Raw genomic sequence first — 26,314 nt, 5'->3', positions numbered from 1 at the left:
TCTAACCATTACTACGCTTAGTAGTAAGATTTTTATTTTTTATAAAATATTCTGCTGGTTTAACATTGCCAAGACCTGCAATTGTTGCTCTAGCTAAATTAATTTTATTTCTAGATCTAAATGCTTTTGAATAAATATTATGAATACCAGCTAATTCTAAAATATCACGAGCAGATCCACCAGCTTTAATTCCGATTCCTTCTTTAGCTGGTTTTAATAAAATTTCACTTCCACAATATTTACCTTTAACTTCATGAACAATAGAATTATTGTTTTTAGTTATCGTAATTGTTGTTAAATTTTTGTGAGCAGCTTCAATTGCCTTTTTAATTGCATCAGGAACTTCATTGGCTTTAGATATACCAAAACCAACTACTCCTTTACCATTACCAATAGCAACAGCAGCAGAGAAACGCAATCTTCTTCCCCCAGTTGTTACTTTGTTAATTTTTCTGATTCAAATCACTTTTTCAATAAATTCACTTGGAGTTTTTGGTTTACGTTCAAAATTTTTACGTGATTCACGAACTTTATTTTCTTTTTTATCGTGGCTATTTCTTGGTTGTGATGAATTAGTATGTCTAATTTTATTTTCATTACCAGCAGGATTTTTTACTTCTGCTTTAACAGAAGGTTTTGCTACTGATTTTTGAACTTCAGTATTTTCTTTATCATCAATAATTGTTTTTTTATTTTCTAAACTCATACTTTTAATTCTCCTTTTTTAGAATTCTAATCCAGCACTACGCGCCGCTTCTGCGAATGCTTTCACTTTACCATGATATAAATATCCACCACGATCAAAAACCACTTTTTTAATTTTTTTCTTAATAGCTAAATTAGCAATTGTTTCTCCAAGTTTAGTAGCAGCATCTATATTGCTTTTTGATGCTAAATCTTTAAATGTTAATGTTGATACACCAATAATTGTATTTGAAACAGTATCGTCAATAATTTGAGCATAAAAACTATTATTAGATTTAAAGATATTTAAGCGTGGTCTTTCACTAGTACCCATAATTTTACTACGAATACGATAATGACGAACTTTACGAGCTTGTTGTTTATTAATCATTTTCTATTCTCCTTAAGTGCCAGTATAAGATTATTTACCTTTACCAGCAGCTTTTCCTTCCTTACGACGAATGTGTTCATTTTTATATTTAATTCCTTTACCTTTATATGGTTCTGGTTTACGGAATTTACGAATTTTGGCTGCAACTTCTCCAATTAATTGTTTATCAATACCACTAATTTGTAATACTGTTGGTTTAGGAGCAACAATGGTAATTCCTTGCGGAATTTCAAACTTAATAGGATGAGAATATCCTAATGTTAAATTTAAGATATTAGCTTGAACAGCAGCACGATATCCAACACCATTTATTTCTAATTCTTTCATAAAACCTGTTGATACACCAACTAACATTCCATTAATTAATGAATTAGTTGTTCCGTGAAGTTGTTTATTTTTTTTGTTATCATCAGGTCTTGTTGTAGTAATTGTTTTTTTCTCTTCATCAACATTAATTTTAATAACATTTGGTAATAGTTTTTTTAAAGAACCTTTTGCTCCTGTAACAGTTAACAAGTTACTTGCATCTAGCGTTATTGAAGTATTTACTGGAATGGTAAGGATACGGTTACCAATACGTGACATATAGTTTCCTCCTTATCATACATAAGCAAGAACTTCGCCACCAAGACCAAGTTTTTTTGCTTGTTTATTTGTCATAATACCTTTTGATGTAGAAATGATTGCAATTCCATAACCATTTAACACACTTGGTAAGTCTTCACATTTTGCATACATTCTTAATCCTGGTTTAGATATTCTTTTTAAACCAAGAATTGGACTTTTACCAGTATGAACTAATAAAAGTTCTAATTTAGGTTTGCTAGGATTTTCTTTAGTAACACGATATTTTTCAATATAACCATTTTTTTGCAAGATATCAGCTATCCTAACTAGTTGTTTTGAAGAAGGTACACTAACTACTCGATGTTTACTGCTATCCGCAGCGCTAATAGCATTACGAATAACTGTTAAAATATTACTTATTGGATCTGTCATCATAATTATATACCTCCTATCATGATGCTTTTCTAATACCAGGAATTTGTCCTTGGTATACTAAACCGCGAAAACAAATACGGCATAACATAAATTTACGAATAACCGCATGAGGACGGCCACACTTTTGACAGCGTGTATATGCTTGCGTACTAAACTTTGATTTACGGGCTTGTCTTACTTTTAATGAAGTTTTTGCCATCTTATGCCACCTGCTTTCCTTGTTTTTTAAACGGTAATCCTATTTTTTTTAATAACAATAATGCTGTTGCATTATTTGATGTTGTGGTAATAATTGAGATTTCCATACCACGAACTTTATCTACTTCTTCATAATTAATTTCAGGGAAAATAATTTGTTCTTTAATACCAACAGTGTAATTACCATTTTGATCAAATGCTTTAGCTGATAAGCCTTGAAAATCACGAATTCTTGGTAAAGAAATTGAAATAAATTTATCAAGGAAATCATACATTTTTTCGCCACGTAATGTAACTTTACAACCAATTGGCATTCCTGCTCTTAATTTAAAGCCGGCAATTGATTTTTTTGCTTTAGTGATAATTGGTTTTTGACCAGTAATTTTTGATAATTCAGATACTGATTTATCAATGGCTTTTGGATTACTACTTGCATCTCCAACGCCAATATTAATAACAACTTTTTCAATTTTGGGTACTTGCATTATTGATGTAAAATTTAATTCTTTTTGCAATTGGGGAATAATAGTTTTATTATATTTTTCTTGTAAACGATTCATTTTTATGCTATTACTCCTTTATTATCGTAATTCTGTTTCAGATCTTCGTGCAATACGAATTTTTTTGCCATCTTTATCAATTTTGTACCCAATTTTTGTTACTTTTTTATCTTTTTTACCATCAAGGATCATTACATTAGAAATGTGAACACTAGTTTTTACTTCCACAATTCCACCTTCTTGATCATTTTGGGTAGGTTTTTTATTTTTCTTAGCAGTAATACCTTCAATAATAACACGATTTTTTTCACGAAGTACTTGGATAATTGGTCCGCTATGACCTTTATGCTTTCCTGCAATGATTTTAATTTGGTCGCCTCTTTTTAATTTAGTATCAAGACTAATAACTGGTTTCTTTTTGCTTGCCATTTATTTCATCCTCCTAAACAATTTCTTCTGCTAAAGAAGCAATTTTATTATAACCACGCTCTTTAACTTCACGAGCCAAGACACCAAATATTCTAGTACCACGTGGCGTTTTATCTTCTTTAATAATTACTACTGCATTATCATCAAATTTTACACAAGAACCATCATTACGTTTTACACCAAATTTACTACGTACGACAACTGCTTTAACAACTTGTCCTTTTTTCATTGCACTATTAGGTGTTACTGATTTTGCTGAACAAACAACAATATCACCGATTTTAGCAAATTTTTTAGTACTACCACCCAAAACTCTAATAACCATAACTTCTTTAATACCAGTGTTGTCAGCCACATTGGCTCACGATAGATTTTGTAACATCTTTCTTATCCTCCTGGTTAATTAAGCTTTTTTATTTGTTTTAGATTCAATAATCTTTAACAAACGGAAGCGTTTTAGAGCTGAAAGTGGACGAGTTGAAATGATTTCAACCTTGTCACCAATTTTAGCTTGGTTAGTTTCATCATGGGCATGATACTTTTTAGTTGACTTAAAACTTTTATGGTACATTGGATGTCGTTTTGAAGTTTCAACAACAACAGTAATTGTTTTATCATTTTTGTCAGAACTTACAATTCCAACAAAAGTTTTACGTTGTTTGCTTGGAATAATATTTGTCATTATTCTTTGTCCTCCTTAGCTGGTGTCACAGTTTTCTTAACTGTAGGTTTTTTAGATGGTTTTTCTACTTTAGTAGTAGTAACTTTTTTAACTTCTTTGTTTGATGATTTTGCTTTAGTTGTTTTTTCAGTAACTTCTTTTTTAGCAATTTTATCTGATTCTTTAATAACTTCTGATTTAGTTATTGTTTTAACTTTAATATCTTTTTTATCATCAACTTTAGCAACTTTTTTAGTTTTTTTGCTTTCTTTATTTTCTTCTGGTAATACCATTTTATTAATATGTAATGGTTTGATTTTTTCACCATTATTAATTCTGATAGTTAATTCAGTTTTAATACGAGCAATATCCTTACGAAGATTATTTATCATATGCGGAGTTTCTAGTTTACCTAACGAACTTTGAATTCGTAAAGCAAACAATTGCGCACGAAGAGTTTCTTCATGTTGTTGTAATTCTAAAGTTGATTTATTTTTAATTACTTGCATTTCCATTTGCTTCACCCAATTCTGTTGTTAAATTTTTAGCAACCTTTACTTCTTCTGTTGGTTTTATTTCTCTAGTAACAATTTTACATTTGATTGGCAACTTGTGCATTGCAAGACGCAATGCTTCACGTGCTGTTGCTTCATTAGGATATGATACTTCAAACATAACTGTTTTTGCTTTTACTACTGAAACTCAATGATCAATTGAACCTTTTCCTGAACCCATACGTACTTCCGCTGGTTTTCTAGTAATTGGTAAATGTGGAAAGATTCTAATTCAAACTTTTCCACCACGTTTCATGTAACGTGTCATTGCTACTCTGGCTGCTTCAATTTGTCTTTCAGTAATGTAAGAACCTTCTTCAGCACGAAGTCCGTAAGTTCCAAAAGCAACTGTTTTACAACCTTTTGCAGTTCCTTCATAACTTAAACGGTGGACGCAAGAGTGTTTATATCTCTTAGGTATAGCCATTTTACTTTACCTCCTTACGTGGTTGTTGTGAGTAATTATTTCGGCGATTGTTATTATTTCTTTGATTATATTTTGAAATAATTTCAGGTTGAGTTGAGTCAGTTCCTGATAAAATTTCACCTTTATATACTCAAACTTTAATACCAATTTGACCAAAAGTTGTTTTTGCCTCAGCAGTAGCATAATCAATATTACTACGTAATGTTGCTAAAGGAACACTACTTTCTGAATAACCTTCAACACGTGCCATATCCGCTTCACCAAGTCTTCCTGAAACACGAGTTTTAATTCCCTTTGCTCCAGCACGAAGTGCTTTACGAATTGCTAATTTTTGTGTTGTACGATGTGACATACGATTACTTATTTGTTGTGCTAATGTATTAGCAATTGTTTGCGCATCAATATCAGGATTTTTAATTTCAACAACATTAATTCTAATACCTATTTTACGATTTTTAATTGTTTTACGAACTAGTGTTGTTAATACTTCAATGTTTGAACCGCCTTGCCCTAAAACTGAACCAACACGAACACAGTGGATAAATAAGGTAATTTGTGATTTAGTTCTTTCAATTTCAATTTTAGAAACACCAGAAGTTTTTAAATGTGCAAATAGTGCTTTTCTAATTTTGTGGTCTTCTAAAATTCATTTTGCTAAATCTTCGTTACTAGTTGCATATCAACGTGATTGTCAATCTTTATTGATACCATATCTTAATCCATTTGGACTAACTTTGTGACCCATATTACTTATTTACCTCCTAATTATCGCTAACCACGATAGTGATTTTGCTTGTTCTTTTTAAGATTTGATATGCTCTACCATGAGCACGGGGCATAAATCTTTTCATAGTTGGACCTTCATTTACAAATATTTCCTTAATACGTAATTTGTTGGCTTCCATTCCATAGTTATTAGCAGCATTAGCAACTGCTGAATTAATTAATTTTATAATTGGCTGTGCTGCGCGTTTTTTTTCATGAGCTAGAATTACTAGAGCTTTGGCAACAGCATTATCACGAACTAAATCGGCTACTAAACGCACTTTTCTTGGACTAATGCGTAATTTATCTAAATGAGCTTTTGCTTCCATAATTTCTATCTCCTAACGCTTTTTCTTGTCAGAACCGTGACCACCAAACTTACGTGTGGGTGCGAATTCTCCTAATTTATGACCAACCATATCTTCTGTTACATATACAGGTAAATGTGTTTTGCCATTATGTACACCGAATGTATGTCCAACAAATTGTGGGAAAATTGTTGAACGACGAGATCAAGTTTGAATAATTTTTTTTGATTTATTTTTATTTTGAGTTTCCACTTTGTTTAATAAATGACTATCAGCAAAGGGTCCTTTTTTTAAAGATCTTGACATATATTACTTTCCTCCTACTTTGTTGCATTTCTTCTTCGTACAATTAATTTATTTGATGCTTTTTTACTATCACGAGTTTTTAAACCTAATGCTTTTTTACCTCATGGTGTTACTGGAGCTTTTCTTCCGATTGGAGCTTTACCTTCTCCTCCACCATGTGGGTGATCATTTGGATTCATAACACTACCACGAACAGTAGGTCTAATTCCTTTTCAACGATTTCTTCCCGCTTTACCAATGTTTACTAAGTTATGATCATCATTTCCAACTGTACCAATTGTAGCTCGACAATTACTTAATACTTTTCTAACTTCACCTGATGTTAATTTTAATAATGTATACTTAGCTGTTTCATCACGACCAAGAATTTGAACACTACCACCAGCACTTCGTGCCATTTGTCCACCTTTACCTGGTTTTAATTCAACATTATGAACAACTGTTCCTTGTGGAATCTGTGATAATGGTAAACAGTTACCAACAGTAATATCAATTTTAACAGTATCACTGTTTTCACCACTTAATAACTTATCTCCTACTTTGATTCCTTTTGGTGCTAAGATATAACGCTTTTCACCATCAAAATAAGAAATAAGACAAATGTTAGCATTACGATTTGGATCGTATTCAATTGTTTTAACTGTTCCAACTACATTGTCTTTGTTACGTTTAAAATCAATAATACGGTATTTAACCTTATGACCATTACCTTGATGTCTTACTGTAATTTTACCTTGATTATTTCTACCAGCTTGTTTAACTAAATTTACTAATAAAGATTTTTCAGGGCTATTACCAATAGTTAAGTTCTGTTTGTAATCCAGAACGGTCATATTACGTCTTCCTGCAGTAGTGGGATTAATTTTTCTAATTGCCATTGTTTTTTTCTCCTTCCAATCTCATTAGCTTTGTTCTTCAGAACTAAACAAACTTAATTGTTCACCAGGAGCTAATTTAATAAGAGCTTTTTTTACTGCCGATGTTTTTCCAACAAATCTACCAACAGTTTTAGTTTTTGGTTTACTATTAATAATATTAACGTCTGCTACTTTAACTTCAAAAATCTGTTCAAAGGCTTTTTTAACGTGACTTTTATTAGCTTTACGGTTAACAGTAAATGTATAGATACCTTCAGCCATTTGTTTATAAGTTTTCTCAGTTAATACTGGTTTTACTATAACTTCACTTAAATGCATATTAAATTAAAGCCTCCTCAACGATTTTAATTGCCTCAGTAGTAAACAATACTTTTTTAGCATTTAATAAATCGTAAATATTAATACTATTAGCAGCAATTGTTTTTGTTCTAGGTAAATTACGACCTGATTTAATAACTGTTTCTTTATTGCTTATTCCTGAAACAATTAGTGTTTTATTGTTTGCTAATTCTAAAACTTTTAAAGTTTCTAACATAATTTTAGTTGAAGGTTTTTCAAAGTTTAATTCATCAATTACAACTATGTTTTTATTTTGGAATTTGGCAGCCAATGCTGATTTTATTGCCAATCTTCTTACTTTTTTTGGTAATCCAATTAAATAATTACGATCAGTATTTGGTCCAAAAACAATCCCCCCACCTTTTCATTGTGGTGAACGAATTGAGCCTTGACGCGCATTCCCTGTTCCTTTTTGTTTTCATGGTTTTCTACCACCGCCAGCAACTTCAGCACGACTTTTAACAGCGTGTGTTCCTTGACGTTTTGTAGCATTATAACTTAATAAACTATCAAACTGCGCTTGCTTGTGGGGTTCAATTCCTCAAATTTTTTCGTTTAAAGTTAATTCGCTAACTTTTGTTCCAGCGTTGTTAACAACATTAATTTTCATTTTGCTATCCTCCATAATTAACTTTATTGACCATCAGTAACTTCGGTTGTAGTATTTTGATTTCTAACAACTAATGATACTGGGGTTTTGAGAATTGATTTTTTAACTGCTTGTTTAATAACAAGAAAGCCTTGTTTTGGTCCTGGAACTGAACCTTTTACTAAAAGATAATTATTTTCTTTATCTACTTTAATAACTTCTAAGTTAGCAACACTACGTTTAACATTTCCCATTTGCCCTGGCATTGGTTGTGATTTAAACACACGGTTAGCATTAATAGAACCTGTTGAACCCATTTGACGATGTAAACCTGATCCATGACCCATTGGACCACGTGATTGATTATGACGTTTAATACGTCCTGTAAATCCTTTACCTTTAGAAGTTCCTTGGACATCAACGAATTCACCTGCTGTGAATACGTCAGCAACATTAATAAGATCTTTATGATTAAATCCGTTCATGTTACGAATTTCTTTCACGAAGCGCTTAGGTTGACTGTCGGCTTTTTTAAAGTGTCCGATTGTTGGTTTGTTTGATAAAGTAACGCGAAGATCGAACGTTGCAAGTTGTAAACTACTATATTTGTCTTTTACATTTGTTTTAACTTGACTTACTACATTTGGTTGTACTTCGATAATTGTTACTGGAACTAGTTGTCCGTTGTTTAAGAAAACTTGTGACATTCCTAGTTTCTTACCTAAGATTCCTTTCATAATTTCCTCCTTGGAATATGTTGTAAATAATTAATATTTATCGATTTTAATAATTTTTTTTATTAATCTTTTTTGATACTTGATTTAAAGTTGATTTTTTTTCATCTTTAGATTCGATTATCAAAGAGATATTAACACTATTAGGGATAGTAAGTCCACTTAGAGCATTTAAAGATTTTGGTGATAATTGAGCACCAATAATTCTTTTGTGAGTTCTCTTTTCAAATTGTTCACGTGAATCTTTATGTTTATGCGGTGAACGAAGAATAGTGAAAATTTCTTTATGAGTTGGTAATGGAATTGGACCTACCACTTCAGCACCTTCTTTTTTTAACACATCTTTAATTTTCTGTGCTATTTGGTCAATAGCTGAGTGATCATAACTTTCTAAACGAATTTTTACTTTGTCTCCTATGATTGCCATTGGCTATATCCTCCTTAGAACGATTTTTAATAAAATAAAGAACAAAACATGTGATATAATGACAACTGATATCAGTGTATCAGCATTTATAAATAACAATCACGCCTTGTAAGTATAACATAGTGTAATGGTAAAAGGGAATAGCAAAATACAAAAAAACAAAAAAATAATGGGTTTTTTGTTCATAATCTTTTAACTATTAATTTAGTTGTAAAAAATAAAGATTTTTATTAAAAAAATAACGGTATTTTATTATTTTTTCTTACTTTAAAAAAGTAAAAGGTAATATATAATTATAATATTTCACAAAATTTATTTAAATAAAAATATTACATGATATAAATATAATAATGAAATTCTTTTGGCAAAAGATATTTAAACTTCAATTTTGATATAATTCTAAAATTAGTAAGTTACACTTTTATAACAACTATGTTGATTAAATTAGAAAAGGAATTACAATGAGAGTAAGAAATAAACCATGAGCAAAAGAATTTATTTTAACACATAATAATTTATGTATTAATGATTCCTATAATTACAAAGGGAAATGAAATAAAAAAATATTTCAAAATAAAAATCCAATCAATATTGAAATTGGAAGTGGCAAAGGAAATTTCATTATAAATCTTGCTAAACAAAATTCAAATCAAAATTATATTGCTATTGAAAAAAACATTTCTATTGTAACTATACTATTAAAAAAATTAATTGAAAATAAATTATGTAATTTAAAAATAATTATAGAAGATGCCATAAATTTAAAAGAACTTTTTGCCAATAATGAAATTAATAAAATTTATTTAAATTTTTCTGATCCATGACCTAAAAAAAGACATTTTAAAAGAAGATTAACATACCAAAAATTTTTAGAAATATACAAAAAAATTTTAATAAAAAATGGACAACTTCACTTTAAAACAGATAATAATAATTTATTTAATTATTCACTTTTGGAATTTCAAAAAAATAAATGAAATTTATTATGAACTTGTCAAGAAAAGTGGACAATAAAAGTAACCTTTTATTAAATTTTATAAAATGAACATCTAGAATAAAGTAGACACAGAATTGTAACCTTTGTGTTAAAAATACTTTAAGGAAGGTGTTCATTTTTTTATGGCTAAATGACTATCAAAAGAAGAAAAGTTAAAAATAATAAAAATAAGTAAAATTAAAACAATTGATAAAACCGCATTAGAGTATGGTATTGGTCGATCATCAATAAAAGAATGAATTAAAGCATATAAATTATTAGGTGAAAAAGGTTTAGAATATGGCAATGGAATTCGTGCTAAAAAAACCAAAAGAACAGGTCGACCCAAATCTTTAAATTTTAATGAAATGACAAAACAAGAATTAATTGAATATATTGAGGCAATGAACGATATAAAAAAGTATTTAGAAAAATCGACAAAAAAGAAGAAATATTTTGTGATTTTCTCATTGAAGAAAAAATATCAGATTAGTTATTTATGTTGATTACCTGAATTGTAAAATTAAAAAGGACATTTATATAAAAATTAAATTGTGTTAATTCTATAATTAAGAAAAGAAAGGAATTAGCACAATGTATAAGTATCTGACTATTGAATCAATAATAGCAATAAAAGAATATAAAAGTTATGAATTTTCAATTCGTAAAATAGCAAAAGCTGTTGATTATAGTAAATCAACTGTACATAGAGTTTGCAGATTATTAAATCAAAACTTATTACCATTAGAAATATTGAATCAAATTCAAAAAAAGAAGCAAAATGCAGGTAGAAAATTAATAATTTTAACTTTAACAGAAATTAATACTATTAATTATTTGTTAATTACTAAAAATTATGCGCTTGATATAATTGCTAATTTTTTAAAGGAAAATAAAATAAAATAAAAAGTATTTCAACAAAAACTTTATATAAAATGTTTAAAACAAATCGAATGGGTTTTGATGAAAATAACTTATTGAGAAAAGGAAAAAATAAACCTCATAAACGAAAAGAAACTAGAGGACGAATTAATAATTGTAAATCTATTCATGAAAGAAATTTAATCATTCCTAATATTAAAAATATACAAGAATTTGGTCATTTAGAGGGTGATACTATCATTGGTAAAGATCATAAAAGTTCTATTATTACTTTAGCTGATATATGATCAAAAACCACAATTCCTTTAGTTTCTAAAAATCATAAAGCAGAAAATATTACAAAAAGTATAATAAAATTTATTTCAAAGTTACAAAAAGGAACAGTTAAAACTATTACTTTTGATCGTGGTAAAGAATTTAGTAAATGAAAATTAATCGAAAAAATTTGCAATGTTAAGATTTATTTTGCAGATCCTGGCAAACCTTGTCAAAGAGGTTTAAATGAAAATAATAATGGTATTTTAAGAAGATATTTACCAAAATCTACAGATCTATCTTTATATAAACAAAAAGACTTAAATGCTATAGCATTTCAAATTAATTCTACACCCAGAAAATCACTATCTTATAAAAGCCCAATAGACTTAATACAATTATTTTAAAAACTGTCCCATTTGTCCCATTTATATTTACAATTCAGGAAATAAAAAAGGAATAATTGTTATTATTATTCCTTTTTATAACTTTATTTACTTGTACTATAATTTTTCATATATTGAACTAATGTTTTAATTAATACACCCATACCACGATCATTTTTATAAGCAGTTCCCGCAATATCTAAATGTAAAAATGGTTTATCTTTACTAAATTCTTTTAAAAATGCAGCAGCATTTGATGAACCACCATATGGATCTTTAGAAAGATTACTTAAATCAGCTATTTTAGATGAACGCATATTTAAAATATTTTGTTGATGAATTGGCATTCTTCAAATTTCTTCATTAGTTTGTTTTGATGATAAATCAAAATCATTAAATAATTTATCATCAGTAGCAAAAGCACCAGTCATATAACTACCTAATGCAACTAGCATTGCACCAGTTAAAGTTGATAATTCAATAATACGATTTGCTTTTCCTTTACGTAAAGCATATGTCATACCATCTGCTAATACCAACCTTCCTTCGGCATCGGTATTATTAATTTCTACAGTTTTGCCATTCATTGAAGTAAAGACTGTTTCTACTAAAGTAGCATGACTACCAATCTTATTTTCTGTTAAACAAGTAACAGCTACAAAGTTTATTTTTAATTGTAATTTAGCAGCAGCAATGGCAGCATTACATACACTAGCTGCACCCGACATATCAAATTTCATACCTTTCATTGCTGAAGAAGGTTTTAGTGAATAACCACCACTATCAAAAGTAATTCCTTTACCAACTAATCCTAAAATATCATCGGCATGCTGTGGATCACCTTTATATTCTAAAACAACAACACGAGCATCAAAATTACTTCCAGCATTAACTGCTAATAATAAATTCATATTTAGTTCTGTTATTTCTTTTTGCCCTAAAACCTTTACTGATAAATTTTTAATACCTTTTGCTGCATCTTGAATTTTTTTTGCAAAAACTTCGGGATATAACAAATTAGGTGGCATATCTTGCAAATTACGTGCTAAATTAATACTTTCTCCTTGAATTTTGATTTGTTGTTGTGAAGTATAGTTAGGGAATTTTGCTGTTGAAACAACATTATATTTAACTTTTTTTTCTTCATTGTTTTTACTTTTTAAAGTATATTCTTTAAAAGTACCGAATCATAATGCTTCATATATAGTTTGTAAAAGTATACTTTCATCTAAATTACTCGTAACAAAAGATTTGACATCAATATCCAAATCTTGACTATTATTACTACTAAAATTTACAAAAAAATTATAAACATCATTACGAGTTAAGCCCTTACTATCACCTAAATATAGGTAATAAGTTTTATCTTCAGAAATTAATGTTAATTTATTTTTTTCTTTAGCAATCAATTCATGAGGAACTTTATCAGCAAATACCGCTGTTAATTTTAATTTTAATTCAAGTTTACTACTAACATTAAGTAGAATATTTTTATCCATGTTTTCACTCCTAAATGGTAATATTAAAATAATTACAATATATCTGAATTAATATTTTCGAAAATTACAACAAAAATAGATAAGTTAAACAATATTATTGTATTATTATTGTATTGTAATATTACCATAGAATGGAGCAAAAACTATGAAGCGTTCTGAATTAAATGAAAAAGATAAAAAAAAGTACTGCTGAGATTTTAAGCATTTATTTATTAATAATGACTCTTGAAAAAAAGCTTTACCTGAGTTTGATAAATTTGCCAATCAACTTTTAACTTTTAAAGGAAAATTAAATAATATTGATAACTTTAAAAAATATTTAGCAATTAGCAAAGAAATATCAATGTTAGGGTCTAAAGTTGTGCAATATTTACATTATGGAGATTTAGATCAAACTAACTTAGAATTGCAACAATTATCTAGTTTATTTGCGACTCAACAAAGTAAGTTATCGGAAAAGTTAGCATGAATTGAACCAGAAATCAAAACTATTGGTTTACAAACTATTAAAAACTGAATTAATAATGACCCCTCATTAATGATATATAAACATGATATGGAAGTTTTCTTTAAATTTGAAAAATTTATTTTAAGTGAGCACGATGAAACTTTACTAAGCAAAGTTAGCAAATCAAGAAGTGCTGGTGGTGGTTTATATGATAGTTTGGTTTATGCTGATAAACAAAAAACAATGTTTAATTATCAAAATAAAGAACAAGAATTAACACAAACTTTATATTTAGACATTTTAGAAAATAGTAATCCAGTAAAAGATCAACAATTAAGAATTGATATTTCAAAAAAATTTTATGAAGATATTAAAAATAAAAAACATTCATTAGCACAAGTTTATGAAAGCATTTTAGAAGTAGCTGTTGAAGAAATAAAAATTCGTAACAACGATAAAGAAAAAGATAATAAAAAACATTTAACTACTTTAGAATATAGTCTATTAAGTGATGATGTACCATTAATACTATATGAAAATTTAATAAAAACAGGACAGAAACACGCTATTTTAGTAGAAGAATTTTATAATTTAAAACGTAAATTTTTTAAATTTAAAAAATTTTATAGTACCGATACTAGTTTAAAAATGACAACAATACGAACCAAAAAATTCAGTGTTGAAGAAGGTATTAATTCAGTCAAAGAAATTTTAAGTATCTTAGGTGATGAATATTTAGAGCAATTAAACTTAGCATTATTACCAGGTAGAATTGACTATTATGAAGACACAAATAAACGAACTGGTGCTTATTCAACGGGTGGTAATGGCGTAGAACCCATTATTTTAATGAATTGAGATGATACTATTAATTCACTTAATACACTAGCTCATGAATTAGGTCATTCTGTTCACACCCTATTTTCAGAAAAATATCAAAAATATCCAAATGCTGACTATCCAATTATTTTAGCTGAAGTTGCTTCAACAGTTAATGAACATCTAGCCTTTGATTATTTATATAATAAAGCCTCAAATAATCAAGAACGCATTTACTTACTACAAACTCATATTGAAACTGTAATTGGTACTTTTTTTCGTCAAATTCAATTTGCTGAATTTGAATGAGAAGCACATAAATTAGTAGAAAAAGAAGTGCCATTAAACGCCGATATTTTGGCTGATTTATTTGAAAATACAGCTAATAAATATGGACAAAAAGCATTAGATAAATACGAAGAAAAAGCAAAAGGATACTCATGACCACGAATTCTTCATTTTTTCTACTCACCTTATTATGTTTATAAATATGCTACTTCAATTACCGTTTCTTATAAACTTTATGAAGATGTTAAAAACGGCAAAAAAGAAAATTTACTTAACTTTTTAAAAGCCGGTGGCAGCAAATATCCATTAGATATTTTAAAAGATGCGGGTGTTGATTTAACACAAATTGATGTTTATAACCCATTAATTACTAATTTAAAGAAAATGATTAATCAATTATCAGACTTAATTAATAATAAAGATAATTAAATTGCAAAAAAATAATATATAATACTAATGGTGTTTTAGTCCTTTAGCATTTTATTTAAAACGTTATAAAATAATATGTACATATTTTGACTATTACAATTAGTAAAGACTAAGGAGAATAAATAAAAATGAATGTGAAATTTGATTTTGAAGATATAAATCTAATTGCAAATAAAGGAATAGTTAAATCACGAAAAGAATGTGATACCAGTGTTAAACTAAATGGTTTTACTTTTAAAATTCCAATTATTCCAGCAAATATGAGTGCTGTCATTAACCAAGAATTATGTATTTGATTGGCTAAAAATAATTACTTTTATGTAATGCACCGTTTTAATATCGATCAAATTAAATTTATTAAAAGTATGCATGAACAAAAGTTATATGCTTCAATTAGCATTGGTGTTAAAAAAGAGGATAAAGAGTTACTTGAACAATTAATCAAACTAAATCTAATTCCAGAATTTATTACTATTGATATTGCTCATGGTCATAGTAATGCTATGGAAGAAATGATTAAATTTATAAAAACTACTTTTGCTAAAACAAATACTAAACCTTTTATTATTGCTGGTAACGTTATGACAAAAACCGCTGTTAAAGATTTAGAAAAATGAGGCGCTGATACAATTAAATTTGGTGTTGGTCCAGGAAAAGCTTGTATTACTAAACTAAAAACTGGATTTGGTACAGGTGGTTGACAATTAAATGCTTTACAAGATGTTGCCAATAGCACCACTAAACCATTAATTGCAGATGGTGGTATTAGATGTAATGGTGATATTGCTAAAGCAATAGCTTTTGGTGCCACTATGATTATGGCAGGAAGTATTTTAGCGGGTTATGATGAATCACCTGGCAAAATTGTTACAATAAATGGTCAATCTTACAAAGAATATTTTGGATCAGCAAGTATTTTTAACAAAGCGGAAGCAAAAAATATTGAAGGTAAAAAAATACTTGTTCCATATAAAGGTTCAATTTCTGATACTTATAAAGAAATGGAAGAAGATTTACAATCTGCTATTTCTTATGCTGGTGGTAAAGATTTATCTGCATTAACAAAATGTGATTATGTTATTGTTAAAGGTACTATTAATAATGGTGATGATCGTTAATAACTTTTAATTTTTCTTTAAAAACAATTCTGGGTACCCAGAATTGTTTTTTATTAAAATAGAAGCAAATCAAACTGCCTATGATGATAATTGAATTCACTGTGATAATTGTTTAATGATATTAAAGAATCTAATAATTAAATTATTTTTAATATTTAAACTACTTTGTCTAAAACTTTTTTTCTGATTTTTTATCATTATTTTATATTTATTTTGATTATATTTCTTTATGATATCATTTTTAATAGTTTTGCTTTTTTAGCTTCTTCCATATTTTTTGCTTTTTAGTTTATATTCAATTATATTTTTAATAAAAAATAAATTAAATAAACTTTATTTAAAATACTAGATAAAAATATATTGTGAAATACGTTTTATTTCTTTATAATAAATATAAAAATTAATATAAGTTTTTTAATCCATTTACTTTCATTTTAAAGTAAATGCTTTTTTTATTTTGAAAAATTGGGACTTTCCAGCAATCTGTGTAACTTAGTGATTTTACAACTAAAATTTATTTAAAAAACACAGTTTTTAGGAAAGTCCCGATGTTAAAAATAGCAAATATTAATAATCAATTATATTTAATGAAAGAAATTATATTAAATGATGGTGCAGTTATTTTAGAATTATCAAATTTAAATGAAAATAAAAAAATTGAAACAAAATATAAAATACCTGAATTGTAAATATAAATGGGACAGTTTTTAAAATAATTGTATTAAGTCTATTGGGCTTTTATAAGATAGTGATTTTCTGGGTGTAGAATTAATTTGAAATGCTATAGCATTTAAGTCTTTTTGTTTATATAAAGATAGATCTGTAGATTTTGGTAAATATCTTCTTAAAATACCATTATTATTTTCATTTAAACCTCTTTGACAAGGTTTGCCAGGATCTGCAAAATAAATCTTAACATTGCAAATTTTTTCGATTAATTTTCATTTACTAAATTCTTTACCACGATCAAAAGTAATAGTTTTAACTGTTCCTTTTTGTAACTTTGAAATAAATTTTATTATACTTTTTGTAATATTTTCTGCTTTATGATTTTTAGAAACTAAAGGAATTGTGGTTTTTGATCATATATCAGCTAAAGTAATAATAGAACTTTTATGATTTTTACCAATGATAGTATCACCCTCTAAATGACCAAATTCTTGTATATTTTTAATATTAGGAATGATTAAATTTCTTTCATGAATAGATTTACAATTATTAATTCGTCCTCTAGTTTCTTTTCGTTTATGAGGTTTATTTTTTCCTTTTCTCAATAAGTTATTTTCATCAAAACCCATTCGATTTGTTTTAAACATGTTATATAAAGTTTTTGTTGAAATACTTTTTATTTTATTTTCCTTTAAAAAATTAGCAATTATATCAAGCGCATAATTTTTAGTAATTAACAAATAATTAATAGTATTAATTTTTGTTAAAGTTAAAATTATTAATTTTCTACCTGCATTTTGCTTCTTTTTTTGAATTTGATTCAATATTTCTAATGGTAATAAGTTTTGATTTAATAATCTGCAAACTCTATGTACAGTTGATTTACTATAATCAACAGCTTTTGCTATTTTACGAATTGAAAATTCATAACTTTTATATTCTTTTATTGCTATTATTGATTCAATAGTCAGATACTTATACATTGTGCTAATTCCTTTCTTTTCTTAATTATAGAATTAACACAATTTAATTTTTATATAAATGTCCTTTTTAATTTTACAATTCAGGTATTTAATAAACTAAACGAGGATTAAAAACAAGATCTGCATTATTATTAGGAATGAATTGTTCATCATTAATTTCAAGAATATATTCTTGCAATAAAGGCGCAAATTCGTTTGAAGATTGAAAAGAATGAGTGTTATCAATGATTTGTTGACTTTCAAAAAATTCTCTATAATCACCATTATCTTCTTCATCATTTAAACAACAAAAAAGACCTGAAATAAAATCAAAAAGAGCACCAGTAAAACATCCTGAAAGCACTGTTATAGCTGAAGTAATATCAAATTCAAGAATATTTTGTTCTCTTTTTTGATATAGATCAGAAAGAGTAAACAAACTACCTCCAATAATATTCCCTAAACAAGTTGATAATATCATTTTTTTATTAATCATGTTATTTACCACCTTTTTAACATTTAAATTATTGGTTTAGACATTTTTTTTAAATTAAATGCTTTTCAAGCAAGAGCATCTGCTTCATCATTATATATATTACCACTATGACCTTTAACTCATTTAAAATAAACATTAACATCTTTTGCTATTTTATCATAAAATGCTTTATATGCCTTTGTTTCTACTTTAGTAGTTTTTCATTCACCAGTACATCATTTACTAATTCCAACATAATCATGACAAATTAAAATTGATTTTATATTATTTTCCAAAGCTAACTGCATTGCCTTTTGTGCACCCATTATTTCTCCAGCAACATTTCTTAATTTTGCTCAATTTTCATCATCAAATTTTTCATAAAATATATCTTTTTTGCCATTATTTAAGAAAACAAGTCCATAAGAAAATTGATTAATTTCTTCTTTAAAACTACCATCAGTATATGCTATTACTTCATATTTATAGTGATTTTCAGATTTTATTTGAGTTTTATCATCTAAATAATCTTGAGCTTCTTTTTTAGTTGCAAATTTTTTATACTGAGCACCAGCATAACCTCTAATTTGTGTTTCACATTCATTCCAGTTTTCAAATATTCCAATGACTCTACCTTTTTTTACTGCATAAAATTTACTTGCCATAATTATGACTCCTCTATTGTTTATTTTAATTTTACAATAATATTAAATTTTATCTAATTAAAATTACAACTAAAAGCAAAAATATTGCTAATGCTAATTAGCAAGTGACTTTACTAATTAAATAAAATGGCACAAAAAAATATTTATTATTTTAAAATTTTAATTTTTAAATTTGGGTCATTTGTTAGGATCATTTTCAAATCCTGAATTTTTAGCAAATCATCCATGTCATAATACTTCATTTACATTTCATTTTGATAAGTCTTTATTAAATAAAGAAGCTTTATAAAACATATAACCCATATCCACCACTTTTGAAGTATCTCACTTCGAAATATCTTTATTAAATAATGAAGCTTTATAAAACATATAACCCATATCCACCACTTTTGAAGTATCTCACTTCGAAATATCTTGATTAAATGCCACTGCTCCAGCAAACATACAACGCATGCTTGTAACATCATTTACAATTCATTTTGAAATATCTTGATTAAATGATAAACAATTTCGAAACATATTATTCATATTTGTTACATTATTATCATAGAGTAAATTTGTAATATTACCATTAAATAACGAAGCACCATAAAACATTGAACTCATATCTCTCACATTAATTATATTTCAAGATAAATTTTGATTAAATGATAAAGCACCATAAAACATTGCATGCATAGTTGTTACATTAACTACATCTCAGTTTGAAATATCTTGATTAAATTTTTTTGCTCCAGCAAACATTGAACTCATATTTGTTACGTGTGCAATATTTCAACTTGATACATTTTGATTAAATGATGAAGCATTACTAAACATATAACTCATATCTACTACATTTGATGTATTTCATTTTGAAATATCTTGATTAAATGCTCTTGCATCCATAAACATATTTTTCAAAGATCTAATTTCTGATGGTAAATGATCAGATACTTTTTCTATTGTTACTGGCATTTTAACAACTTGAATTATTCCTTCTCGATTTTGAAAAAATCCAATTTGAATAACCTCTTTGCTATTTATATTTGATAAATCTACTTCACTCGTTTTCACTTGTTTTCCATCTTTGTCAATGTAAATTGTATCTTGCTGAATTTTATTATCTAAAAATTGAATTTTTTGTGAACTTGTATTTAAGATAACATTAGTTAAATTACCCGTAATTGCTAAAATACTTAATGTTGTTAATAATGATTTCATAATTAATCACCCTCCAAGTTTTCTCCAATAACTTCTTAAAATTTAAGAAGATAAATATATTTTAGTATTTTTTAAAAAAATAAATAAACAATAAGTTATAAAAAAACAAAGCATTACAATTATCTTTAAATTTAAATTAAATAAAAAGTTATCAATGTACTTGCAAAATGTTCACCGATAACTAAACTATTTTTAAATTGAAACTATTTTTAAATTGAAACTATTTTTTATTATTAAATTAATAAATAAAATAAAATACCGGCACTAATGATATTGCAATTAATAATGATAAATATTTTTTCATAAATTAATCCTCCTCAATTTTTACCAATAACTTCTTAAGTTTAAGAAGATAAATATATTTTACATACTTTTAATTATTTTTTAACACTTTTTTCATAAAATTGTATACTAATAACTTATTAACTAAATCTATTGCACTATTTAAAATAATATAAATTTTAATATATAAAACACTTAAAATATAAAAAAATAATTAATAAAATGATAAAACAGAAATCATGTAAAATGTATAATATAAATTTAAAAGAGGTTAATTAGATTATGCCAATTATTACAACTAAATGCTATATTTCATCATGTGAGAAAGAATATACATTTGACTCTTTATATCGTGATAAATTTATATATTGCAGTGGTAAATGTTATCAACAAGCATTCAATAATACAGTAACAAAATATACACAAAAATAATAAATTAGTTTTGGAGAGATATTATGAAAAAAGAAAAATTAATAGAATTGATTAACAATAAAATATTATAAGGTTTTTTAAAAACCTGAATTGTAAAATTAAAAAGGACATTTATATAAAAATTAAATTGTGTTAATTCTATAATTAAGAAAAGAAAGGAATTAGCACAATGTATAAGTATCTGACTATTGAATCAATAATAGCAATAAAAGAATATAAAAGTTATGAATTTTCAATTCGTAAAATAGCAAAAGCTGTTGATTATAGTAAATCAACTGTACATAGAGTTTACAGATTATTAAATCAAAACTTATTACCATTAGAAATATTGAATCAAATTCAAAAAAAGAAGCAAAATGCAGGTAGAAAATTAATAATTTTAACTTTAACAGAAATTAATACTATTAATTATTTGTTAATTACTAAAAATTATGCGCTTGATATAATTGCTAATTTTTTAAAGGAAAATAAAATAAAAAGTATTTCAACAAAAACTTTATATAACATGTTTAAAACAAATCGAATGGGTTTTGATGAAAATAACTTATTGAGAAAAGGAAAAAATAAACCTCATAAACGAAAAGAAACTAGAGGACGAATTAATAATTGTAAATCTATTCATGAAAGAAATTTAATCATTCCTAATATTAAAAATATACAAGAATTTGGTCATTTAGAGGGTGATACTATCATTGGTAAAAATCATAAAAGTTCTATTATTACTTTAGCTGATATATGATCAAAAACCACAATTCCTTTAGTTTCTAAAAATCATAAAGCAGAAAATATTACAAAAAGTATAATAAAATTTATTTCAAAGTTACAAAAAGGAACAGTTAAAACTATTACTTTTGATCGTGGTAAAGAATTTAGTAAATGAAAATTAATCGAAAAAATTTGCAATGTTAAGATTTATTTTGCAGATCCTGGCAAACCTTGTCAAAGAGGTTTAAATGAAAATAATAATGGTATTTTAAGAAGATATTTACCAAAATCTACAGATCTATCTTTATATAAACAAAAAGACTTAAATGCTATAGCATTTCAAATTAATTCTACACCCAGAAAATCACTATCTTATAAAAGCCCAATAGACTTAATACAATTATTTTAAAAACTGTCCCATTTGTCCCATTTATATTTACAATTCAGGTTTTATAGTTTTAATAATTTCTTGTATATGCTTTATTAAAAAAAATAGAAAAAAGAAATATATGTCACTAGAAGCAAAAGCACTATATTCACAAAATGAAATTAATCAAAACATAACTTCTTCAACAAATAATGAAGAAGAAACAATATGAACGCCACAACAAATTGAAGAAGTATGAAATAAAGGAGAAATTATTAATAATTTTAATCCACAATTATACCGTCGAGATTATGCGGGTGCCTTAATGTTTTGACATAATTTTATTGCACAACCGAAGCTTAATGATACAATTGAAAGTTTAAATTGAACTATTGTTTATGAACGCCCCACCACAGCAGATGGAACTAATTATATTAAAAATTTAGTACCCATGAATAATAGTAATGCTGTTACTAAAGGTAATAATTTCCCCCATTGAACAACTTCAGTCACTTATGACAGTAAAAAAAATAAAAACATATTTAAAAAGAAGTCATGAAAACATAAAGAAAAAAATCAAATAGAATAAAAAAACATATTTAAAAAACTAAGTATTAAAATACTTAGTTTTTTAAATAAAGATTGATTATCCAATTTTAGTTTTAGTTTCAACATTACTTGCTAATACTGTATCCAATACATCTTGACCACCACGGACCTGATGTTGTTCTGGATCAATGCTATGTAACATAATAATAACTTGATGAGCAACATTGATTTTCATACGATTAAATAATTTTGAAGCTTCCTCAATATAAGCTTGTAAGGGATTTAACTGCGCATAACCACGCAAATGGATTCCTGCACGCAATTTACTTAAAGCATCAATGTGATTAGTTCAATATTGATCAAAAGTTTGTAAAATAACACTATTTTCAATTTGTTTTATAATAACATCATTTAACTTTTCTCTTTTTTCAAGATAAAAATTATAAGATTTTTCAACAATTAAATCAATATTTTCTTCAGTACTTAATCGATTTAACTTTTCTGCTATTAAATCATTAGGCTTAATTAATTTATTTTCAATACCTTTAACTAATTCATCATAATCAATAAACTGTTCTCTACCAACAACTTTATTAAAAATATTTAATAAATCACGTGCTACTGTTCTGTGCATATTTTTGATTAAATCTAATAAATCATCAGCAAGTAAAATATTATCACGTTGATGATATGTAGCTTCACGATGCTGAGCAATAACATTATCATAATCTAATAAGTTTTTTCGTGCATCAAAATTCATACCTTCAATTTTTTGTTGTGCTCTAGTAATTGATCTAGTTAACATTTTTGATCTAATATAGTCTTCACCTAAACTTGCAAAAGCTTTTTTTAATTTTTCACCACCAAAACGTAACATCAAATCATCTTCAATTGAAACATAAAATTGTGAAAATCCAGGATCACCTTGTCTTCCGGCTCTTCCACGTAATTGATTATCAATTCTTCGTGCTTCATTTCTTTCAGTACCTAATACAGCAAGGCCACCAAGTTCAATAACACCCTTACCAAGTTTAATATCAGTTCCACGTCCTGCCATATTAGTTGCTAAAGTAATCGATCCTTTTTCACCAGCTCTACCAATAATATCAGCTTCACGAGCATGATTTTTAGCATTTAAAATCTCATGCTTAATTCCTTCCAAAGTTAACATATTAGCAATTCGTTCTGATACATCAACATTAGCAGTACCAATCAAAATTGGTTGTCCTTTAGTATGTCGTTCTTTAACTTCTGCAATTAAAGATTTAAATTTAGCATTTAATGAAGCAAAAACATGATCGGGTTTATCTTCTCGAATAATTGGTTTATTAGTAGGAATCTTAATTACTCTCATATTATAAATTTTTACAAATTCTTCTTCTTCGGTTTTAGCAGTTCCTGTCATACCACTTAATTTATTATATAAACGGAAAAAGTTTTGATAAGTAATAGTAGCTACTGTTGTTGTTTCTTGTTGAATTGTAACATTTTCTTTAGCCTGTAAAGCTTGATGAAGTCCATCACTATATACTCTACCAGGCATTAATCTACCAGTAAACTGATCAACTAGCACAATTTCACCATCTTTAACAACATATTCTACATCTAATTTGAAAACATGATTAGCACGAAGTGCATTTTGAATATGATGAAATAATTCCGAGTTATCAATATCAAATAAATTTTTTAAATTAAACTGTTTTTGAGCTTTATTAACACCCGTTACTGTTAATGCAATTTGACGTGATTCTCAATCAATTTTATAATCTTCAGGTATTAAAGTTTTTGCAAAAACATCTGATGCTTGATATAAAGGAGTACGATTTTTTGAACCACCAGAAATAATTAAAGGTGTTCTTGATTCATCAATTAAAACAGAGTCCGCCTCATCAATGATAGCATAATTAAGCTGACGTTGAACTTTTTCTGGATAAACCTTAACCATATTATCACGCAAATAATCAAAGCCTAATTCCGAATTAGTTGTATATGTAACATCTTTTAAATACGCTTCACGTTTTTGATTAGTAGAATGATCACGAAGACTAACGCCAATAGTAATTCCCAAAAATTCTAAAATTGGTCGATTTAATTCAGCATCTCTTGCCGCTAAATATTCATTAACAGTAATAACATGAACACCTTTACTACTTAAAGCATTTAGATAAATTGGCATCACAGCAGTTAAAGTTTTTCCTTCACCAGTTCGCATTTCAGCAACATCACCATTATGAAGAACAATACCACCAATTAATTGAACAGGATATGGATGTAATCCACTAATTCTTCTTGCTGCTTCTCTAATTGTCGCAAAAGCTTCAACTAAAATATCATCTAAAGTCTCACCTTCTGCCAATCTGGTTCTGAATTCAACTGTTTTATTTGCTAATTCTTCATCTTTAATTTTTCTCATTGTTTCATCAAGGCTAATTATTGCCTTAACTTGTTTATTAATTTTTCGTAAAATTTTACGATCTCACATAAAGTAAATCACCATTTTTTTCTTTATTATTACTTATACTTATTATTACTTGTAAAGTAATAAAATCTTTATTATTTTAACATAAAAAAACTTAGAAAACTTAGTACCCAAAAAAAAAATTGTATTTATATGAACATCTAGAATAAAGTAGACACAGAATTGTAACCTTTGTGTTAAAAATACTTTAAGGAAGGTGTTCATTTTTTTATGGCTAAATGACTATCAAAAGAAGAAAAGTTAAAAATAATAAAAATAAGTAAAATTAAAACAATTGATAAAACCGCATTAGAGTATGGTATTGGTCGATCATCAATAAAAGAATGAATTAAAGCATATAAATTATTAGGTGAAAAAGGTTTAGAATATGGCAATGGAATTCGTGCTAAAAAAACCAAAAGAACAGGTCGACCCAAATCTTTAAATTTTAATGAAATGACAAAACAAGAATTAATTGAATATATTGAGGCAATGAACGATATAAAAAAGTATTTAGAAAAATCGACAAAAAAGAAGAAATATTTTGTGATTTTCTCATTGAAGAAAAAATATCAGATTAGTTATTTATGTTGATTATTAAATGTTTCAAAATCAGGATATTATAAGTGAATTAAGAATGGAATGAATGAATTTAATAAATGAGATACATTTTTAGCTAATATAATTAAAAATATTTTTTATGAATTTCAAGAAATTTATGGTTATAAAATGATAACTTTATGAATTAACAAAATTTATAATTTAAAATTAAAATTTCATATTGTATATAGATATATGAAAAATATGAGTTTAAAAGCTAAGGTTCGCATAAAAAAATTTGATTATAGAACTAAATCAGGAAGTTTAAGATATGATAATTTATTAAAACGTGATTTTTCAACTACTAATTTAAATGAAAAATTAGGTACTGATATAACTTATTTATTAACTAATGGTAAAACATATTATTTATCAATTGTTAAAGATTTTCATAATAATGAAATATTAGATTATAAAATAAGTGCAAGTTTAGACATGACATTTGTTGTCCAAAACATTATCCAAGCTTGAGTTAATGCTCAAAAACCTACTTCATGAATTTTACAATCAGATCAAGGATTTCACTATACAAATCCTTCTTATAAAATTTTATGTGATGAATTAAAAATAAAAATTTCAATGTCTAGAAGAGTGAACTTGTCAAGAAAAGTGGACAATAAAAGTAACCTTTTATTAAATTTTATAAAATAGCGTT

At 26.7% G+C, this 26,314-nt stretch carries 34 protein-coding genes and 3 pseudogenes; 10 read left to right on the top strand and 27 right to left on the bottom strand.

Annotated features, from left to right (window positions below):
- Position 1 precedes the first annotated feature (1 nt).
- The 19 genes and pseudogenes from rpsE to rpsJ form a co-directional block, all read right to left on the bottom strand.
- Positions 2 to 706 (bottom strand): 30S ribosomal protein S5, encoded by a 705-nt coding sequence (rpsE, locus tag ACQH20_RS00530; RefSeq protein WP_425377128.1) that lies wholly within the window; start codon positions 704 to 706, stop codon positions 2 to 4.
- Positions 707 to 724: 18 nt separating this feature from the next.
- The gene (rplR, locus tag ACQH20_RS00525; protein ID WP_425377127.1) at positions 725 to 1,075 is read right to left on the bottom strand and encodes a 50S ribosomal protein L18; all 351 of its coding nucleotides are present in this window, start codon (positions 1,073 to 1,075) and stop codon (positions 725 to 727) included.
- A gap of 30 nt (positions 1,076 to 1,105) precedes the next feature.
- A complete protein-coding gene (rplF, locus tag ACQH20_RS00520; RefSeq protein ID WP_252319239.1) occupies positions 1,106 to 1,660 on the bottom strand; it encodes a 50S ribosomal protein L6 in 555 nt (184 codons plus the stop codon).
- 12 nt (positions 1,661 to 1,672) lie between these two features.
- On the bottom strand, positions 1,673 to 2,077 hold the full coding sequence (rpsH, locus tag ACQH20_RS00515; RefSeq protein ID WP_425377126.1) for a 30S ribosomal protein S8: 405 nt from the start codon (positions 2,075 to 2,077) through the stop codon (positions 1,673 to 1,675).
- Positions 2,078 to 2,090: 13 nt separating this feature from the next.
- Entirely contained in the window at positions 2,091 to 2,276 is a 186-nt protein-coding gene (locus ACQH20_RS00510) for a type Z 30S ribosomal protein S14 (RefSeq protein ID WP_174480921.1), read from the bottom strand.
- Position 2,277: 1 nt separating this feature from the next.
- Positions 2,278 to 2,835 carry a 50S ribosomal protein L5 gene (gene rplE / locus ACQH20_RS00505; RefSeq protein ID WP_338958174.1) on the bottom strand — a complete coding sequence of 186 codons (558 nt, stop codon included), beginning with the start codon at positions 2,833 to 2,835 and terminating at the stop codon, positions 2,278 to 2,280.
- A gap of 21 nt (positions 2,836 to 2,856) precedes the next feature.
- Positions 2,857 to 3,204 (bottom strand): 50S ribosomal protein L24, encoded by a 348-nt coding sequence (rplX, locus tag ACQH20_RS00500; protein WP_425377125.1) that lies wholly within the window; start codon positions 3,202 to 3,204, stop codon positions 2,857 to 2,859.
- A 13-nt stretch (positions 3,205 to 3,217) separates the two neighbouring features.
- A complete protein-coding gene (rplN, locus tag ACQH20_RS00495) occupies positions 3,218 to 3,586 on the bottom strand; it encodes a 50S ribosomal protein L14 (protein WP_425377124.1) in 369 nt (122 codons plus the stop codon).
- Positions 3,587 to 3,607: 21 nt separating this feature from the next.
- Complete coding sequence (gene rpsQ / locus ACQH20_RS00490; RefSeq protein ID WP_174480925.1) at positions 3,608 to 3,886, bottom strand: 30S ribosomal protein S17; 279 nt, start codon at positions 3,884 to 3,886, stop codon at positions 3,608 to 3,610.
- Positions 3,886 to 4,380 (bottom strand): 50S ribosomal protein L29, encoded by a 495-nt coding sequence (rpmC, locus tag ACQH20_RS00485; protein WP_338958179.1) that lies wholly within the window; start codon positions 4,378 to 4,380, stop codon positions 3,886 to 3,888. The genes rpsQ and rpmC overlap by 1 nt, the downstream gene beginning before the upstream one ends.
- The gene (gene rplP, locus ACQH20_RS00480; protein ID WP_281748520.1) at positions 4,361 to 4,846 is read right to left on the bottom strand and encodes a 50S ribosomal protein L16; all 486 of its coding nucleotides are present in this window, start codon (positions 4,844 to 4,846) and stop codon (positions 4,361 to 4,363) included. The genes rpmC and rplP overlap by 20 nt, the downstream gene beginning before the upstream one ends.
- A gap of 1 nt (position 4,847) precedes the next feature.
- A complete protein-coding gene (rpsC, locus tag ACQH20_RS00475) occupies positions 4,848 to 5,591 on the bottom strand; it encodes a 30S ribosomal protein S3 (protein ID WP_252319246.1) in 744 nt (247 codons plus the stop codon).
- A 16-nt stretch (positions 5,592 to 5,607) separates the two neighbouring features.
- The gene (gene rplV, locus ACQH20_RS00470) at positions 5,608 to 5,940 is read right to left on the bottom strand and encodes a 50S ribosomal protein L22 (protein ID WP_174480929.1); all 333 of its coding nucleotides are present in this window, start codon (positions 5,938 to 5,940) and stop codon (positions 5,608 to 5,610) included.
- 12 nt (positions 5,941 to 5,952) lie between these two features.
- Positions 5,953 to 6,225, bottom strand: coding sequence for a 30S ribosomal protein S19 (gene rpsS / locus ACQH20_RS00465; protein WP_174480930.1), 273 nt, complete (start codon positions 6,223 to 6,225; stop codon positions 5,953 to 5,955).
- A gap of 14 nt (positions 6,226 to 6,239) precedes the next feature.
- Positions 6,240 to 7,103 (bottom strand): 50S ribosomal protein L2, encoded by an 864-nt coding sequence (rplB, locus tag ACQH20_RS00460; RefSeq protein ID WP_425377123.1) that lies wholly within the window; start codon positions 7,101 to 7,103, stop codon positions 6,240 to 6,242.
- Positions 7,104 to 7,127: 24 nt separating this feature from the next.
- The gene (gene rplW / locus ACQH20_RS00455; RefSeq protein WP_252319250.1) at positions 7,128 to 7,421 is read right to left on the bottom strand and encodes a 50S ribosomal protein L23; all 294 of its coding nucleotides are present in this window, start codon (positions 7,419 to 7,421) and stop codon (positions 7,128 to 7,130) included.
- A 1-nt stretch (position 7,422) separates the two neighbouring features.
- The gene (gene rplD / locus ACQH20_RS00450) at positions 7,423 to 8,052 is read right to left on the bottom strand and encodes a 50S ribosomal protein L4 (protein WP_425377122.1); all 630 of its coding nucleotides are present in this window, start codon (positions 8,050 to 8,052) and stop codon (positions 7,423 to 7,425) included.
- A gap of 23 nt (positions 8,053 to 8,075) precedes the next feature.
- Positions 8,076 to 8,768 carry a 50S ribosomal protein L3 gene (gene rplC, locus ACQH20_RS00445; RefSeq protein ID WP_425377121.1) on the bottom strand — a complete coding sequence of 231 codons (693 nt, stop codon included), beginning with the start codon at positions 8,766 to 8,768 and terminating at the stop codon, positions 8,076 to 8,078.
- 115 nt (positions 8,769 to 8,883) lie between these two features.
- Positions 8,884 to 9,186 (bottom strand): annotated as a pseudogene (gene rpsJ / locus ACQH20_RS00440) (30S ribosomal protein S10); the annotation flags it as partial.
- 467 nt (positions 9,187 to 9,653) lie between these two features.
- Between rpsJ and trmB the strand changes: the two are divergent.
- Positions 9,654 to 10,106, top strand: a pseudogene (trmB, locus tag ACQH20_RS00435) (tRNA (guanosine(46)-N7)-methyltransferase TrmB); the annotation flags it as partial.
- Positions 10,107 to 10,131: 25 nt separating this feature from the next.
- Here the strand turns inward: trmB and ACQH20_RS00430 are convergent.
- The gene (locus ACQH20_RS00430; protein ID WP_425377604.1) at positions 10,132 to 10,305 is read right to left on the bottom strand and encodes a hypothetical protein; all 174 of its coding nucleotides are present in this window, start codon (positions 10,303 to 10,305) and stop codon (positions 10,132 to 10,134) included.
- Between the two features lie 6 nt (positions 10,306 to 10,311).
- Here ACQH20_RS00430 and ACQH20_RS00425 point away from each other — a divergent pair, with 6 nt between their 5' ends.
- Together ACQH20_RS00425 and ACQH20_RS00420 are read left to right on the top strand one after the other, a co-directional pair.
- Complete coding sequence (locus tag ACQH20_RS00425; RefSeq protein ID WP_425377120.1) at positions 10,312 to 10,689, top strand: hypothetical protein; 378 nt, start codon at positions 10,312 to 10,314, stop codon at positions 10,687 to 10,689.
- Positions 10,690 to 10,762: 73 nt separating this feature from the next.
- Positions 10,763 to 11,712: pseudogene (locus ACQH20_RS00420) on the top strand (IS30 family transposase).
- A gap of 83 nt (positions 11,713 to 11,795) precedes the next feature.
- Here the strand turns inward: ACQH20_RS00420 and ACQH20_RS00415 are convergent.
- Entirely contained in the window at positions 11,796 to 13,190 is a 1,395-nt protein-coding gene (locus ACQH20_RS00415) for a M17 family metallopeptidase (RefSeq protein WP_425377119.1), read from the bottom strand.
- Between the two features lie 145 nt (positions 13,191 to 13,335).
- Between ACQH20_RS00415 and pepF the strand changes: the two genes are divergently transcribed.
- From pepF to ACQH20_RS00400, 3 genes are all read left to right on the top strand, one after another.
- Positions 13,336 to 15,174 (top strand): oligoendopeptidase F, encoded by a 1,839-nt coding sequence (gene pepF, locus ACQH20_RS00410; RefSeq protein WP_425377118.1) that lies wholly within the window; start codon positions 13,336 to 13,338, stop codon positions 15,172 to 15,174.
- A 128-nt stretch (positions 15,175 to 15,302) separates the two neighbouring features.
- The gene (locus tag ACQH20_RS00405; RefSeq protein WP_425377117.1) at positions 15,303 to 16,292 is read left to right on the top strand and encodes a GMP reductase; all 990 of its coding nucleotides are present in this window, start codon (positions 15,303 to 15,305) and stop codon (positions 16,290 to 16,292) included.
- Positions 16,293 to 16,840: 548 nt separating this feature from the next.
- Positions 16,841 to 16,981: a hypothetical protein gene (locus ACQH20_RS00400; RefSeq protein WP_425377116.1), complete on the top strand. Its 141-nt coding sequence runs from the start codon at positions 16,841 to 16,843 to the stop codon at positions 16,979 to 16,981.
- Positions 16,982 to 16,999: 18 nt separating this feature from the next.
- On the opposite strand, the gene ACQH20_RS00395 is transcribed toward ACQH20_RS00400, so the two are convergent.
- From ACQH20_RS00395 to ACQH20_RS00380, 4 genes are all read right to left on the bottom strand, one after another.
- Positions 17,000 to 17,944 carry an IS30 family transposase gene (locus ACQH20_RS00395; RefSeq protein ID WP_425377115.1) on the bottom strand — a complete coding sequence of 315 codons (945 nt, stop codon included), beginning with the start codon at positions 17,942 to 17,944 and terminating at the stop codon, positions 17,000 to 17,002.
- Between the two features lie 88 nt (positions 17,945 to 18,032).
- Positions 18,033 to 18,419 (bottom strand): hypothetical protein, encoded by a 387-nt coding sequence (locus ACQH20_RS00390; protein WP_425377114.1) that lies wholly within the window; start codon positions 18,417 to 18,419, stop codon positions 18,033 to 18,035.
- 23 nt (positions 18,420 to 18,442) lie between these two features.
- Positions 18,443 to 19,063 carry a viroplasmin family protein gene (locus ACQH20_RS00385; protein WP_425377113.1) on the bottom strand — a complete coding sequence of 207 codons (621 nt, stop codon included), beginning with the start codon at positions 19,061 to 19,063 and terminating at the stop codon, positions 18,443 to 18,445.
- A 159-nt stretch (positions 19,064 to 19,222) separates the two neighbouring features.
- Positions 19,223 to 20,266, bottom strand: a complete 1,044-nt coding sequence (locus ACQH20_RS00380; protein WP_425377112.1) for a BspA family leucine-rich repeat surface protein — start codon at positions 20,264 to 20,266, stop codon at positions 19,223 to 19,225.
- 564 nt (positions 20,267 to 20,830) lie between these two features.
- Here ACQH20_RS00380 and ACQH20_RS00375 point away from each other — a divergent pair.
- The 3 genes from ACQH20_RS00375 (at position 20,831) to ACQH20_RS00365 (ending at position 22,641) form a co-directional block, all read left to right on the top strand.
- A complete protein-coding gene (locus ACQH20_RS00375; RefSeq protein WP_281748502.1) occupies positions 20,831 to 20,980 on the top strand; it encodes a hypothetical protein in 150 nt (49 codons plus the stop codon).
- A gap of 169 nt (positions 20,981 to 21,149) precedes the next feature.
- Positions 21,150 to 22,094 (top strand): IS30 family transposase, encoded by a 945-nt coding sequence (locus ACQH20_RS00370; protein ID WP_425377111.1) that lies wholly within the window; start codon positions 21,150 to 21,152, stop codon positions 22,092 to 22,094.
- Positions 22,095 to 22,194: 100 nt separating this feature from the next.
- Positions 22,195 to 22,641, top strand: coding sequence for a hypothetical protein (locus ACQH20_RS00365; RefSeq protein ID WP_425377110.1), 447 nt, complete (start codon positions 22,195 to 22,197; stop codon positions 22,639 to 22,641).
- Positions 22,642 to 22,698: 57 nt separating this feature from the next.
- Here ACQH20_RS00365 and secA read toward each other — a convergent pair whose 3' ends face one another.
- Together secA and ACQH20_RS00355 are read right to left on the bottom strand one after the other, a co-directional pair.
- Complete coding sequence (secA, locus tag ACQH20_RS00360; RefSeq protein WP_425377109.1) at positions 22,699 to 25,083, bottom strand: preprotein translocase subunit SecA; 2,385 nt, start codon at positions 25,081 to 25,083, stop codon at positions 22,699 to 22,701.
- Between the two features lie 45 nt (positions 25,084 to 25,128).
- Positions 25,129 to 25,284, bottom strand: coding sequence for a hypothetical protein (locus tag ACQH20_RS00355; protein WP_425377108.1), 156 nt, complete (start codon positions 25,282 to 25,284; stop codon positions 25,129 to 25,131).
- 6 nt (positions 25,285 to 25,290) lie between these two features.
- Between ACQH20_RS00355 and ACQH20_RS00350 the strand changes: the two genes are divergently transcribed.
- Positions 25,291 to 26,310: an IS3 family transposase gene (locus tag ACQH20_RS00350; protein ID WP_425377107.1), complete on the top strand. Its 1,020-nt coding sequence runs from the start codon at positions 25,291 to 25,293 to the stop codon at positions 26,308 to 26,310.
- The last annotated feature ends 4 nt before the right edge of the window (positions 26,311 to 26,314 follow it).

This window comes from Spiroplasma endosymbiont of Aleiodes alternator (assembly GCF_964031135.1).
Lineage (GTDB): Bacteria > Bacillota_I > Bacilli_A > Mycoplasmatales > VBWQ01 > Spiroplasma_E.
This window is presented reverse-complemented; position numbering and strand designations above follow the sequence as displayed.